This window comes from Pseudorhodoplanes sp. (genome assembly GCF_059499825.1).
The window spans coordinates 416,052-429,103 of the sequence record NZ_JCABZI010000005.1; the positions used below are offsets into that span (position 1 = coordinate 416,052).

Annotated in this window: 12 protein-coding genes; 6 read left to right on the forward strand and 6 right to left on the reverse strand. The window is 63.0% G+C overall.

Features of this window, described 5'->3' with window-relative positions; translation table 11 throughout:
- Positions 1-13 precede the first annotated feature (13 nt).
- Entirely contained in the window at positions 14-1,810 is a 1,797-nt protein-coding gene (locus AC5I5I_RS09165) for an ABC transporter transmembrane domain-containing protein (RefSeq protein WP_495972114.1), read from the reverse strand.
- Between the two features lie 168 nt (positions 1,811-1,978).
- Between AC5I5I_RS09165 and rpmE the strand changes: the two genes are divergently transcribed.
- Positions 1,979-2,218: a 50S ribosomal protein L31 gene (rpmE, locus tag AC5I5I_RS09170; protein WP_495972116.1), complete on the forward strand. Its 240-nt coding sequence runs from the start codon at positions 1,979-1,981 to the stop codon at positions 2,216-2,218.
- 78 nt (positions 2,219-2,296) lie between these two features.
- Here rpmE and AC5I5I_RS09175 read toward each other — a convergent pair whose 3' ends face one another.
- Positions 2,297-3,259: a Bug family tripartite tricarboxylate transporter substrate binding protein gene (locus AC5I5I_RS09175; protein WP_495972118.1), complete on the reverse strand. Its 963-nt coding sequence runs from the start codon at positions 3,257-3,259 to the stop codon at positions 2,297-2,299.
- A gap of 126 nt (positions 3,260-3,385) precedes the next feature.
- On the opposite strand from AC5I5I_RS09175, the gene AC5I5I_RS09180 reads away from it, so the two are divergent.
- On the forward strand, positions 3,386-4,276 hold the full coding sequence (locus AC5I5I_RS09180; RefSeq protein ID WP_495972120.1) for a polysaccharide deacetylase family protein: 891 nt from the start codon (positions 3,386-3,388) through the stop codon (positions 4,274-4,276).
- Positions 4,277-4,313: 37 nt separating this feature from the next.
- On the opposite strand, the gene rcdA is transcribed toward AC5I5I_RS09180, so the two are convergent.
- Positions 4,314-4,832 (reverse strand): protease adaptor protein RcdA, encoded by a 519-nt coding sequence (gene rcdA / locus AC5I5I_RS09185; RefSeq protein ID WP_495972122.1) that lies wholly within the window; start codon positions 4,830-4,832, stop codon positions 4,314-4,316.
- A 395-nt stretch (positions 4,833-5,227) separates the two neighbouring features.
- Entirely contained in the window at positions 5,228-5,422 is a 195-nt protein-coding gene (locus AC5I5I_RS09190) for a DUF1192 domain-containing protein (RefSeq protein ID WP_495972124.1), read from the reverse strand.
- Positions 5,423-5,539: 117 nt separating this feature from the next.
- On the opposite strand from AC5I5I_RS09190, the gene AC5I5I_RS09195 reads away from it, so the two are divergent.
- Both AC5I5I_RS09195 and AC5I5I_RS09200 read left to right on the forward strand, forming a co-directional pair.
- On the forward strand, positions 5,540-6,541 hold the full coding sequence (locus AC5I5I_RS09195; RefSeq protein ID WP_495972126.1) for an NAD(P)H-quinone oxidoreductase: 1,002 nt from the start codon (positions 5,540-5,542) through the stop codon (positions 6,539-6,541).
- 220 nt (positions 6,542-6,761) lie between these two features.
- A complete protein-coding gene (locus tag AC5I5I_RS09200; RefSeq protein ID WP_495972579.1) occupies positions 6,762-9,608 on the forward strand; it encodes an EAL domain-containing protein in 2,847 nt (948 codons plus the stop codon).
- A 15-nt stretch (positions 9,609-9,623) separates the two neighbouring features.
- Here AC5I5I_RS09200 and AC5I5I_RS09205 read toward each other — a convergent pair whose 3' ends face one another.
- Positions 9,624-10,256, reverse strand: coding sequence for a YqgE/AlgH family protein (locus AC5I5I_RS09205; RefSeq protein ID WP_495972128.1), 633 nt, complete (start codon positions 10,254-10,256; stop codon positions 9,624-9,626).
- A 105-nt stretch (positions 10,257-10,361) separates the two neighbouring features.
- Between AC5I5I_RS09205 and AC5I5I_RS09210 the strand changes: the two genes are divergently transcribed.
- Complete coding sequence (locus tag AC5I5I_RS09210; protein ID WP_495972130.1) at positions 10,362-11,222, forward strand: protein-disulfide reductase DsbD domain-containing protein; 861 nt, start codon at positions 10,362-10,364, stop codon at positions 11,220-11,222.
- A 101-nt stretch (positions 11,223-11,323) separates the two neighbouring features.
- Entirely contained in the window at positions 11,324-11,806 is a 483-nt protein-coding gene (locus tag AC5I5I_RS09215) for a peroxiredoxin (RefSeq protein WP_495972132.1), read from the forward strand.
- A 105-nt stretch (positions 11,807-11,911) separates the two neighbouring features.
- Here AC5I5I_RS09215 and AC5I5I_RS09220 read toward each other — a convergent pair whose 3' ends face one another.
- Complete coding sequence (locus AC5I5I_RS09220) at positions 11,912-12,985, reverse strand: sensor histidine kinase (RefSeq protein WP_495972134.1); 1,074 nt, start codon at positions 12,983-12,985, stop codon at positions 11,912-11,914.
- Between the last annotated feature and the right edge of the window lie 67 nt (positions 12,986-13,052).

Sequence of the window (13,052 nt, forward strand, 5' to 3'; positions counted from 1 at the left end):
CGCAAGCGGTGCGTCAGGTCAATCCGAACTGCAGCCGCGCCAGCCGCGCATACAGCCCACCTGCGCCGACAAGCTGTTCGTGCGTCCCCTGCTCCACGATCTTTCCGTCCTCCAGCACCAGAATCCGGTCGCACGAGAGCACGGTCGCGAGCCGGTGTGCGATCACCAGCGTGGTCCGCCCTTCCATCGAATGCGCCAGCGCCTTTTGCACCAGCGTCTCGCTTTCGGCATCCAGCGACGACGTCGCCTCGTCGAGCAACAGAAGCGGTGCATCGCGCAGGATCGCGCGCGCAATCGCAATGCGCTGGCGCTGCCCGCCCGACAGCGTCACCCCGCGCTCGCCGATCAGGGTCGCAAAGCCCTGCGGCAGCTTTCGGATGAATTCGGTCGCCGCCGCCATCTCGGCAGCACGCTCGACCTCGGCATCGCTCGCATCGGGCTTGCCGAAAGCGATGTTCTCGCGCACCGACGCGGCGAAGATCGCGGATTCCTGCGGCACCAGAGCGATATGGCGGCGCAAATCCAGCGGATCTACCTGCGCTACATTCACCCCATCGAAGCTCACGCGTCCGGACGACGGATCGTAGAAGCGCAGGATCAGATGGAAGATCGTACTCTTGCCGGCACCCGAGGGGCCGACGATCGCGACTTTCTCGCCCGGCGGTACCCGGAATGACACGCCGTCGAGTGCAGGCTGCTCCGGCCGCGTCGGGTAGAAGAAGATCACATTGTCGAACGTGACTTCGGCTCGCGCCTTGTCGGAAATCTTCACCGGATTGGCCGGCACCTTGACGTCCGGCTTGACGTTCAGGATTTCGAACAGCCGCTCGGCAGCACCGGAGGCCTGCTGCACTTCGCCCCAGACCTGGCTGAGTTCGCCGAGGCCACCCGCGGCGAACACCGCATACAACACGAACTGGCTCAGCCGTCCCGGCGTCATCTCGCCGGCGAGCACATCCATGGCGCCGACCCACAACACGACCACGACGCTTGCGAAAATCAGGAAGATCGCAATCGCCGTGAGGATCGAGCGCGCCAGCGTCGATTGCCGCGCCGCCTGAAAGGCCGCTTCCACCGCCGCACCGAAGCGCCTGGCGGCATAGCTCTCGCTGGTGAAGGCCTGTAGCGTGCGGATCGAACCGATGGTTTCCGCCGCATAGGCCGAGGCGTTGGCGAGCGAGTCCTGCGCCAGCCGCGAGCGCTGCCGCACTGCTCGCCCGAACGCGACAAGCGGCAGCACGATCACCGGGATCACCGCCAGCACGAACAGCGACAGTTTCGGGCTGGTGATCACCATCATGGTGCCGGCGCCGAGAAACAGCACCAGATTGCGCAGCGCGACCGAGACCGAAGCGCCGACCGCGGCCTTGATCTGGGTGGTGTCCGCGGTGAGCCGCGACATCATCTCGCCGGTCTGTGAGCGGTCGAAGAAGGACGGCGACAACCGTGTGAGATGGCCGAACACCTCTTCGCGCAGGTCCGACACGATGCGCTCGCCAAGGGTGGTGACGAGGTAGTACCGGCACGCACTCGCCAACGCGAGCACGAACACCACGCCGATCATCACCGTGAAATAATTGTCGATCAGCGAGCGCTCGCCGCTGAATCCGTGATCGATCATGCGTCGGACCGCGACCGGGACCGCGAGCGTCGCCAGCGCCGCGGTCAGCAGCGCCGCGCAGGCGAACAATGCACGAACACGGTACTTAAACAGGTAAGGGATCAGCAGCCGCAGCGGCTTCAGGGTGGTACGGCCCCGTGCCGCCCGGGTCGCGCCCGCCGCCTTTTCGCTGTCTGCCACTAGGGCCATCCGCCCGGTCTCCGGTCTCGTCGGGCCCCTGAATGCCGCGTGCGGGAGGCCCCCGCAAGCCACAAACGTGCAACTTGTGCCGGGGCGAGGCTTGCGTTATAGACCCGGCGAATTTTCATCAATCCGCAGATCCGACTGGCGCGGCCCAAGCGCGCGCGGGAGCCCATCATGAAGCCCGACATTCACCCGAATTATCACACCATCAAGGTCAAGATGACCGACGGCACCGAGTTCGTCACCCGCTCCACCTGGGGCAAGGACGGCGACACCATGGCGCTCGATATCGACCCGAAGTCGCATCCGGCCTGGACCGGCGGAAGCCAGCAGCTTCTCGACCGCGGCGGCCGCCTGTCGCGGTTCCAGAAGAAGTTTTCGGGCTTCATCAAGGAAGACGCCGCGAAGAAATAAGCGGGGAGCCCGTTCCGCGCGACCGGTTCCGATCATCGGCGCCCCGGATACCCGCTGCGCCGCTTCCGGTTTTTGGCCTCAGTTCTTGATCTTGATTCCCGCCTTCTCGACAATGGCCTGAATCTTCTTGCGTTCGGCGACGAGGAACGCGTCGAGTTCGGCCGGAGTGCCACCGGCCGCGATATAGCTCATCTTGAGCATGCGTTCGCGCACATCCGGCATCTGTAGCACCTTGTTCACGTCGTCACTGATCTTCTTCTGAAGGTCGGCGGGCAGACCGGCCGGGGCGTGTAGGCTCAACCAGGTGATTGCCTCAATATCTGGAAAGCCCTGCTCCTTAAACGACGCGATCTCCGGGGCGCCTGCAAACCGCTCCGCGCCGACGACACCGAGCGCCTTCAACTTGCCCTCGCGCACCTGAGCCAGGCTCGAGACATCGAGCGCGACCTGCACGTTTCCCGACAGCAGATCTATCATGGCCGCGCCCATGCCCTTGTAGGGGACATGGACCATCTTGATGCCGGTATGCTGGACGAGTTGCTCGGTCGCGAGGTGAAACGACGAACCGTGGCCGGTCGTCGCAAACGATAGTTTGTCCGGATTGGCTTTCGCGTATTCAACGAATTCCTTGACGTTGGTCGCCGGCACCGACGGATGGACAATCAAGAAGATCGGGCTCTTGGCCAGCAGCGTGATCGAAGCGAAGCCGTGCTCGGGGTCATACGGCAACTTGTCGAACACAAACTGATTGGCGGCGTGGGACGTGATGACCCCAAGCCCGAGTGTATAGCCATCCGGCGCCGCTTTCGCGACCGCGTCGGTCCCGATGATCGTATTGCCGCCGGGCTTGTTCTCCACATAGACACGTTGCCCCCAGAGATCGGACAGCTTTTCCGCGACGACGCGGGCCACACCGTCCGCGGTCCCGCCCGCAGCAAGCGGCACGACCAGTTGCACGGGACGCGTCGGCCACGTCCCCTGCGCCGAAGCCATCGTCGCGTATATGGATATTGCGGCAGCCAGCGCGATCTTCAACAGCACAGCCATCTCCCGAAAAGACGCGTGAAATATCACTTGATATTGTAAATGATCGTCCTTTCCGTCAAGCAATCGCTGGCTGAACCCCGCTACGCCAAAGGGCGACCGCGACAAAAGGAGCTGAACCCTATGACGAAAGTCACCTTGCCCAGCGAGCGCTTCGACTTCTCGCCTCTGCCCCGCCGCGACAAATGGTCCCTGCCCGGCGGCGCGCGCCTTGCGATCTACACCGTCGTCAGCGTTGAAGAATGGGACATCCAAAAGCCGATCGTTCGCCAGTATGTGCCCGCGCCGCAGGGTGTGGTCCCGGTACCGGACGTGCAGAACTGGTCATGGCACGAATTCGGCATGCGGGTCGGCTTCTGGCGCATCCTGGATGCGCTGACCGTGCGCGGGATTCGCGCGTCAGCTGCCGTAAACGCGCGGCTTTGCGAAACCTATCGCCCCATCGCGCAGGCAATGCTCGATGCCGGCTGGGAATTCGTCGGCCATGGTGTCGTACAGGGCCCGCTCACCACCGCGCCGGATCAGCGCGCCGTCATCCGCCAGACACGCGACCTTCTGAAGGCCTTTACCGGCAAGCCTCCGAAAGGTTGGCTGGGCCCGGGTCTCGCCGAGACCTGGGACACTCTCGATGTGCTGACTGAAGAAGGCTACGCCTATGTCACCGACTGGTCGATGGACGAGCAACCGGTCACGATGCGGACATCGGCGGGGCCGCTGGTCGCCATGCCGTTCTCGCTTGAGACTGGCGACCTGCCGATGATGGTCGCTCATCATCACGCATCCGACGTCTGGCTACAGCGCATGAAGGACCAGTTCGACCGGCTTTATCTGGACGGCGCGCAATCCGCACGCGTCATGCCGGTTAGCGTGCATCCCTACATCACCGGCGTGCCGCACCGGATCAAGTATTTCGAGCAGGCCTATGACTATTTCGCCAGCCACGATGGCGTATGGTTCGCGACGGCGGAAGAGATCTACGAATGGTATGCGACCGGCTCCAGCCGGAACGCATGACAAACCGCAGGCTCAAAGCTCACAACGGCAAGCAGTGTTAGCCCTGCCGCTCGAACGCGGCTTTCAGCATGCCGATCTGATGTTCGACCGGATTGTTCGTATTGCGTGGCGTCTCCGACGGAGAATGAATGGTGGCATCGAGCCGCCGCACCTGATCGGCGAGCACGAGCGAGCGCTGGATCAGGGTCACCAGCGCATCCGGCAGCAAATTCAGCGTGTCCTGGTCCGCCGTAAAGGTCGGCGACAGCTTCACCTTGGTCTTTTCCTGATTGACCTGCGAGAGCGACATCTCGCCCTCCTTCACCGCGCGATGCAGCAGCAGCCACGATGCAAGCTGCATCAGACGCGTTGTCAGTCGCATGCTCTCGGTCGCGTAGGTCAGCGCGGCAGCACGCGGCAGCGCCTTCGATTCCTTGCGGCCCGGTCCGTCGAGATAGGCCGCGGTCTCCTCGACCAGACCCATGCCATCGCGGAAAAGCTGAGAGAAAGCCTGCGAGCCCGCGAGCTTTTCCCGAAACGAGATCGGCCCGCTCACCTCAAAGGATACATCCGACATCACGCTACGCCTCACCCCAATGCACCAGACCGGCAAGGACGTCGCATATGCCCGGTCGGTGCAGCGCCAACTCGATGCCGGGAGCATAAGGGCAGCACGCACACCGGGTAAAGCAATTGGGACGTCTATTTGATGTCATAGTTGCCAAGGGGCGCAGCCCGCATGGCCGCGACCCGAAAGCTGTTCCGATTTGGCACAGAACAAAAAAGAGCCGCCGTTTCCGGCGGCTCAAGTGAATAACAGGGAGGCGTCAAACAGAGTGGACAGGAGCCACTCGATGTCCAGAAGATGGACGCCGCCAGTAATACCGGGGAAAGCTTAAATGATCGTTAAATGCAAAACGATCGGTAAACTCGGACGTGACAATTCCACCGAACGGGAACCGTTAACGCTGGCTATTTCTTGAAGAAATTGTCTGCCGCGCTGCGTGACGACTGCTTCTTCACGACATCGGCCTCGAGCCGCGCGATCTCCTCGCGCATGAGCGCAATCCTCTCGTTCAGCTCGGCGACCGACAGCAATGTCAGATCCTGACCGATCTCGTGCGTGATCTTCTTTTTCGGTCGGTCGTCGTCGTCGAATGCGGGCATGCCTTTGGCCTCCGTCTGCGCGCCGAAATTTAGCGGCGCCAGGTCGGGTTGTCACACCGGCAGGCGGATACTATCAAAGGCCGCTCCCATCCAGCCCTTCTCTTGCAGGACATCCCCATGACCACGCTTCCCGCCCGCATGACCGTCGTCGGCATCAAGGAACCGGGCGGCCCCGAAGTGCTGATCCCCGAACAGCGCGATGTGCCGAAACCCGGCAAGGGCGAAATCCTGGTCAAGGTTGCGGCAGCCGGCGTCAACCGGCCGGACGTGCGCCAGCGTCAGGGCTCGTATCCGCCGCCGAAGGGCGCAGGCGACATTCCGGGCCTTGAGATCGCGGGTGAAGTCGTTGCCATCGGCGATGGCGTGACGCGCTGGAAACTGGGCGACAAGGTCTGCGCGCTGGTCGTCGCCGGGGGCTACGCCGAATATTGCATCGCCCATGAGAGCCATGCGCTGCCGGTGCCGCCGTCGCTGTCGATGGTCGAAGCCGCGGCGATGCCGGAAACCTTTTTCACCGTGTGGCAGCATCTGATGATGCGCTGCCATTTCAAGAGCGGCGAATGGGTGCTGGTGCATGGCGGCACCTCCGGGATCGGCACCACCGGCATCATGCTGGTGAAGAATTTTGGCGGGCATGTCATTACCACCGCCGGCTCCGACGAGAAATGTGCGGCAGCCAAAAAACTCGGCGCCGATGTGACGGTGAATTACAAGACCCAGGACTTCGTCGAGGAGACCAAGAAGGCGACCGGCGGCAAGGGTGCCAATGTCATCCTCGATATCGTCGGCGGCGATTACATCGACCGCAATTACGACGCAGCCGCCGAACAGGGCCGGATCGCCCAAATCTCATTCTCCGACGGGCCGAAAGCCACCGCCAATTTCGCGCGCCTGATGATGAAGCGGCTGGTGCATGAGGGCTCGACCCTGCGCCCTCGCACGGTCGAGGAGAAGGCCGAGATCGCCAAGGGGATTGCCGAGAAGGTCTGGCCCCTGGTCGAGGCCGGCAAGATCAAGCCGGTGATCGATTCGACCTTTCCGCTGGCGAAAGCCGCCGACGCCCATACCCGCATGGAATCCAGCGCGCATATCGGAAAAATCGTCCTTACCGTGGGTTGAGTCGGTGCGGATATCCGCTGTCCTGCCCCGCTCTTCCCATCGGCAGCGCTAACCCCGTATAAGGAGACCGCTGTCTCCGGCCGCGCCCCGAAAACGGCGTAACGTCGGACTTTGGTACCTCTACAGGACGGGGAACTTGTCGGGACGCCGCGCAACCACCACCAAGACGCGACGGCCAGCGGGCTTTTGGCACCATGTGTCACACGCCGCCGCTGCGCTGGTGCTTGCCTGCGCGGCATTGTGGGCCGGTCTCGACCCCGCCCGCGCGGTCGACGCCGTCAATGTCAGAACCGACGCCCCGGCGATCGATCTCACCCTGGCTGCCGAACGTCCCAAGACCGATGGCGACCGTGTCCAGGTTTCCACCGCGCCCGGCCCCGACGGCATCGTGCGCCGCATCGAGGTGCGCGGGCGCGAGGCCGGGAATTCATGGGCGGTGTTCGCGCTGGCCAATACCGGCGACGAGCAGATCGATCGCCTGATCGTCGTGCCGCATTACCGCATGGTGGGGTCCGGCCTGTTCTGGCCCGATCTGGGCCTGTCGCGCGTCGTGACGGTGACCCCCAGCGCGGGCGAACGCCCGGAGCGACAGGATTCCGCCACCGCCGACGTTTTCCGCATCACGCTCGACCCCGGCTCGGTCATCACCTATGTGCTGGAATTGCGTTCCGACAAGCTGCCGCAGCTCTATCTGTGGGAGCCGGATGCGTACAAGGACAAGATCAATTCCTTCACGCTGTATTACGGCATCGTCATCGGCATTTCCGGGCTGCTCGCGCTGTTCCTGACCATCCTGTTCGTGGTCAAGGGCTCGGTTATGTTCCCCGCCGCCGCCGCGCTCGGCTGGGCGGTGCTGGTCTATATCGGCATCGATTTCGGCTTCTGGGGCAAGGTGTTCGACATGTCGGCGGGCGCCGAGCGCATCTGGCGCGCGATCGGCGAATGCGTGCTGGCCGCGACCCTGCTCGTGTTCCTGTTCGCCTATCTCAATCTCAGCCGCTGGCACGTACGCTATGCGCATATCACCATCGCCTGGCTCGGCGGCCTCGCCGCACTGATCGCGGTCGCGCTCTACGATCCGGCGGTCGCATCCGGCATCGCGCGCTTCTCGCTTCTCGGCGTCGCCTTCCTCGGCTTCGCGGTGGTCGTGCTCTTGTCGACCCAAGGCTTCGACCGCGCCGTGCTGTTGATCCCGACCTGGTTCCTGCTCTGCATCTGGACAGTGGCGGCCGGCCTCACCATTGCCGGTCTCGTCACCAACGATATCGTCGGCCCTGCTCTGCTGGGCGGTCTGGTGCTGATCGTGATGCTGATCGGCTTTACGGTGATGCAGCACGCCTTTGCCGGTTCGATCACGCACGGAATCGTCACCGATGTCGAGCGCCGTGCGCTGGCGCTGACCGGCGCCGGCGACATGATCTGGGACTGGGATGTCTCCTCCGACAAGGTTTACACCAGCCCCGAAACCGAGGCGATGCTGGGGCTCAAGCGCGGCGCGCTGGAAGGCTCGGCCGCCAAATGGCTCGACGTCCTGCACCCGCTCGATCGCGACCGCTTCCGCGCCACCCTCGACAGCGTGATCGAGCAGCGCCGCGGCCGGCTGATGGAGGATTTCCGGCTGCGCACGCCGGACGGCCATTTTCTGTGGTTCACCCTGAAAGCGCGCCCTGTTGTCGGCTCCGACGGCGAGGTGGTGCGGCTCGTCGGCACGCTCACCGACGTGACCGAATTCAAGACCGCCGAAGAGCGGCTGCTGCACGACGCCGTGCATGACAACCTGACCGGGCTGCCGAACCGTCAGCTGTTCCTCGATCGTTTCGAAGCCGTGCTGGCATTCGCCAAGAGCGATCCGGCGATGCGGCCAACCGTGATCGTGATCGACCTCGACCGGTTTAAGCAGGTCAACGATTCCGTCGGCATGGCCGTCGGTGACTCGATCCTGCTGACGCTGGCTCGTCGCCTTGCACGCCTGCTGAAGCCGCAGGACACGCTCGCTCGGCTGTCGGGCGATCAGTTCGCGCTGATCCTTTTGTCCGAACGCGACCCGGGCCGCATCATCGCCTTTGCAGAGAATATCCGCCGCACGATCCGCGCGCCGATTACTTTCAACGATCGCGAAATCTTCGTGACGGCGTCGATCGGACTTTGCCTGGCCGACAGCCAGTCCTCGCGCACCGAGGAAATCCTGAAAGATGCCGAGCTTGCGATGTATCACTCCAAGCGCATCGGCGGCGATCGCATCGAGGTTTTCAAGGCGGCGATGCGTGCGCGCAAGTCCGACCGCCTGACGCTGGAAGCCGAATTGCGGCGCGCGATCGAGCGCGAAGAGATCAAGATCATGTACCAGCCGATCGTGCGGCTGGAGGATCGCACCATCGCCGGCTTCGAAGCTTTGTCCCGTTGGGAGCACCCGAAGCTCGGCCGCATGTCGCCGGCCGAATTTATTACCATCGCCGAAGAGATCGGACTGATCGTCGATCTCGGCATGTTCGTGCTCGAACGCACGGCGCGACAATTGAGCATCTGGCAGCGCACCTTGCGCGCGCAGGAAAGCCTGTTCGCGAGCGTCAACGTCTCATCGAAACAGTTGCTGCGGCAGGATCTGATCGGCGACGTGCGCACCGTGCTGGCGCGCTCTTCGGTGATGCGCGGCACGCTGAAGCTCGAACTGACCGAATCCGTGGTGATGGAAAATCCCGAACACGCCGCGCAGATCCTGTCGCGTTTGCGCGAGCTCGGCGCGGGGCTGGCGCTCGACGATTTCGGCACCGGACATTCCTCGCTGTCCTATCTGCAGCGTTTCCCGTTCGACACCATCAAGATCGACCAGTCCTTCGTGCGCATGAGCGCCAAGGGCACGCGCCCGGTGATCCTGCGCTCGATCATCGCGCTCGCGCACGATCTCGGCATGGAAACCGTAGCCGAAGGAGCCGAAACGGATTCGGATGCGGTCGAGCTCTATCACATGGGCTGCGAATACGCGCAGGGCTTCGTTTTCGGCCAGCCGATGACAGCGGAAGCTGCGACCAAGATGCTGTCCGGCGATCGCATGGAGCTGGCGCGATAGCCTTTTCGCGGCCGGCTAGGCGTGGCCGGCTTCGCTCGACAGCATGCCCGGCGCGATGCCGAGCTTGCGCATGGCCTTCTCGTATTTGCGCTCGGGCTCGCCGAAGATCAGTTCGGGATCGGCCGCGCAATGCAGCCAGCCGTTATTCTGGATTTCCTGTTCGAGCTGCCCCGGCGCCCAGCCGGCATAGCCCAGTGCGAGGATCGCGCTCGCCGGACCGTCACCGGTCGCGATTGCCTTCAGGATATCGATGGTCGCGGTGAGACAGATCCCGTCGTCGATCGGCAATGTCGAATTCTCGATGAAGAAATCGGCCGAATGCAGCACGAAGCCGCGCCCGGTTTCGACCGGGCCGCCCTTCAGCACGATGACATCGTCGTGGCGGGTCGCAACCTGGATGGCATCGCCATCGGGCACCACGTTGAGCTGCACCAGCAGATCGGGAAACTTGATGTTGTTGGCCGGCTGGTTCACGACGATACCCATCGCGCCTTCCGGAGAATGCGCGCAGATGTAGACCAGCGTCTTTGCGAAGCGGTCGTCGCTCATCGATGGCGACGCGATCAGCATCTGGCCATCGAGGTAGCCGCGTGCCGATGGCTCGCCACTCTGTGACTTGCGCCCCGGTCCCTTCTTCGGAATCTTCATGTATCCAAGGTTAACCCCTTCATGCCGCCTTGTGAAAGGGAAGTTTGGCCCCAGCTCACGGTGAATTCAGTGGTGCTCAACGCGCCGAACGCCTAGATCGTTGCCATGCGCATTGCCACAATCCGCCTGCCCGTTGCTGCCACAATCAGCCTCGCGGCCATCACGTTCGGTTTGGCGCCGATGCCGCAGGCCCGCGCCGACATGTCGGCTTGGCACGGCGATACGCGCGCCGCCATGCGAGTGGTCGCGGGCGGAACCAAAGTCGCAGACGGTGCATCCGCGCTGCGCGCCGGCGTAGAAATTCGCCTTGCGCCCGGCTGGAAGACCTATTGGCGCTACCCCGGCGATTCCGGCGTTCCGCCACATTTCGATTTCGACAAATCCGAAAATCTGAAATCCGTGCAAGTGGCCTGGCCCGCGCCGCAGCGTTTCACCGACGCCGATGGCAGCTTCATCGGCTATCGCGACAATGTGCTGTTCCCGCTCAGCATCGAGCCCAAGGATGCCGGCAAGCCGGTGGTGCTGCGCATCACCCTCGATTACGCGATCTGCGAGAAGGTCTGCATCCCGGTTCAGGCCAGGGGCGAACTGACGATCAAGGGAGGCGCCAACGCAGACTCAGCCATCGTCAAGGCCGAACAGACGGTGCCGCGCGCGCAGCCGCTCGGCGCCGACGCGAAGCTTTCGGTCAAGGCGGTGCACCGCGACGATGGTGCCAAGCCCGCGCGGGTGCTGGTCGATATCGCCGCACCGGACGGTCGCCCCGTCACGGTGTTTGCGGAAGGTCCGACGGTCGATTGGGCGCTTCCCGTCCCCGACAAGGTCGACGGCGCGCCGGCGGGCCTGCAGCGCTTCGCCTTCGCCCTGGATGGGCTGCCTCCGGGGGCGAACGCCAGCGGCGCCACCCTGAAGGTGACCGCGGTCGCCGGCCCCGACGCGATCGAGACGACCTTCCGGCTCGACTAACGCCGCCGCCCGGCCTATTTTGCCACGCCTGCTCTGCGGCGCCCTTCCGCGCGGCCGGTTCGCGCCGCGCTCAAACCACGTGACAATCGAAGAGGACCACCATGACCATCAAGGTCGGCGACACATTGCCCAGCACCACCTTTCGCGTCATGACCGCGGACGGACCGAAGCCGAAGACCACCGACGAGGTGTTCAAGGGCAAGAAGGTCGTGCTGTTCGCCGTGCCCGGCGCCTTCACCCCGACCTGCACCAAGAACCACCTGCCCGGCTTCGTCAGCAATGCCGCGGCCATCAAGGCCAAGGGCATCGACGCGATCGCGGTGACCGCCGTCAACGATCCGTTCGTAATGGGTGCATGGAAGTCGGCGGCCGGCTCCGACGATATCGAGTTCCTGGCCGATGGCAGCGCCGATTTCGCCAAGGCCACCGGCCTTGACCTGGATGCATCGGCCGGCGGCCTCGGCATCCGCTCCAAGCGCTATTGCATGGTGGTGGATGACGGCGTGGTGAAGTCGCTGGCGATCGAGGATTCGCCCGGCAAGGCCGACGCGTCCGGCGCCGAGGCGCTGCTGAAGTCGCTGTAATGCTTGTTTCCCTCTCCCCCCAAAGGGGGAGAGGGACGCGCCTTATCGGCGTTTGCGAGACTCGCGCAGGGGTAAAGGTTTAGCAAATACGAAGCCCGAACTGCATTACGCCGCCTGAACTGCGGCTTTCGAGAACGTAGCATGAGTAATCGACACGGAAGTGCCCTCCGGGCCAGCGCAAGTGTCGACCTTGGCGTCGAGCTGGTGTGCAAGCGCCTTGACGATGCCTGTTCCAAGGCCGGTTTTGGGCTGGGCAAAGACGCCGTCCTGCTTTCCGATACCGTTGTCCGAAACGGACAGTTTCCAGTCCGCCCCGTCGACTTCGTAGCCAACGCTGATACGGCCAATCTTTTTTTCATCAGGAAATGCATGTTTGAGAGAATTCATGACCAGCTCTGTCGCGATCAGCCCTAGACTTTCCGCCTGACGGGACGTGGCGACGCCACCTGCACCCTCCACTTTCAGAGAGATCGAGCGGGCGTTGCCGATCATCGCAGCCGCCAGGCTTTCACACACCCGTGAGAGGTAGGGAATCATTTCGATAGGTCCGGCACTTGCGGAGGCATGAAGCTGGTTTTGCACCTCGGCGATGGACATGACACGACTATGGGCATCCTTGAGATGATTGCGCGTTTCTTCCGATTGCGCGGTCTTCGCTTTCATCAATATGATGCTTGCGATAATCTGCAGGCTGTTGGAAATCCGGTGCTGCAATTCATAGAGAAGGACATCCTTCTCCTGCAGCAGATTTTCCTTTTCGCGAATGAGTAAATTCCTTTGCGTTACGTCTTCCATCCCCAGCAGGATGGCTGCGCCCGCGCCGTCTTTGAATAAGACCTGCCTTGCATTCAGGCATATGATCCGGTGGCCAAGCGCCGGAAATTCGTGTTCGACTTCATAATCTTCCATGACGCCGTGCGCGGGAATGATATCTTCGAGCAACGATCGAAGCTTCGGGATATCCCATTGGCCGTCGCCCAGTTCGTACAGGCGCTTGTCTTGCGTATCCTCGGGCTCGACCTTGAATGTCGCATAGAAGGAGCGGCTCGCTGCGATCACGCGAAGGTCTCGGTCCAACACGAGGACGGGTTCCCGGACGGTGTCGACAATGCCCTGAGCGAGCGCGCATGCATCAGTTACGGAATCAAACTGATCCCTGAACCGCGTTGATGAATCCATTACGCCTCACACGAACACCCACGATTTTCTAAGAGCGACACCGAGCGCTGGGCTGGGTCAGGCCGCC

Bases quoted from the DNA above. Each gene is read 5' to 3' on its own strand.
- AC5I5I_RS09165 (WP_495972114.1), bottom strand. From the start codon at position 1,810: ATGGCCCTAGTGGCAGACAGCGAAAAGGCGGCGGGCGCGACCCGGGCG.
- rpmE (WP_495972116.1), top strand. From the start codon at position 1,979: ATGAAGCCCGACATTCACCCGAATTATCACACCATCAAGGTCAAGATG.
- AC5I5I_RS09180 (WP_495972120.1), top strand. From the start codon at position 3,386: ATGACGAAAGTCACCTTGCCCAGCGAGCGCTTCGACTTCTCGCCTCTG.
- rcdA (WP_495972122.1), bottom strand. From the start codon at position 4,832: ATGTCGGATGTATCCTTTGAGGTGAGCGGGCCGATCTCGTTTCGGGAA.
- AC5I5I_RS09190 (WP_495972124.1), bottom strand. From the start codon at position 5,422: ATGCCCGCATTCGACGACGACGACCGACCGAAAAAGAAGATCACGCAC.
- AC5I5I_RS09195 (WP_495972126.1), top strand. From the start codon at position 5,540: ATGACCACGCTTCCCGCCCGCATGACCGTCGTCGGCATCAAGGAACCG.
- AC5I5I_RS09205 (WP_495972128.1), bottom strand. From the start codon at position 10,256: ATGAAGATTCCGAAGAAGGGACCGGGGCGCAAGTCACAGAGTGGCGAG.
- AC5I5I_RS09210 (WP_495972130.1), top strand. From the start codon at position 10,362: ATGCGCATTGCCACAATCCGCCTGCCCGTTGCTGCCACAATCAGCCTC.
- AC5I5I_RS09215 (WP_495972132.1), top strand. From the start codon at position 11,324: ATGACCATCAAGGTCGGCGACACATTGCCCAGCACCACCTTTCGCGTC.
- AC5I5I_RS09220 (WP_495972134.1), bottom strand. From the start codon at position 12,985: ATGGATTCATCAACGCGGTTCAGGGATCAGTTTGATTCCGTAACTGAT.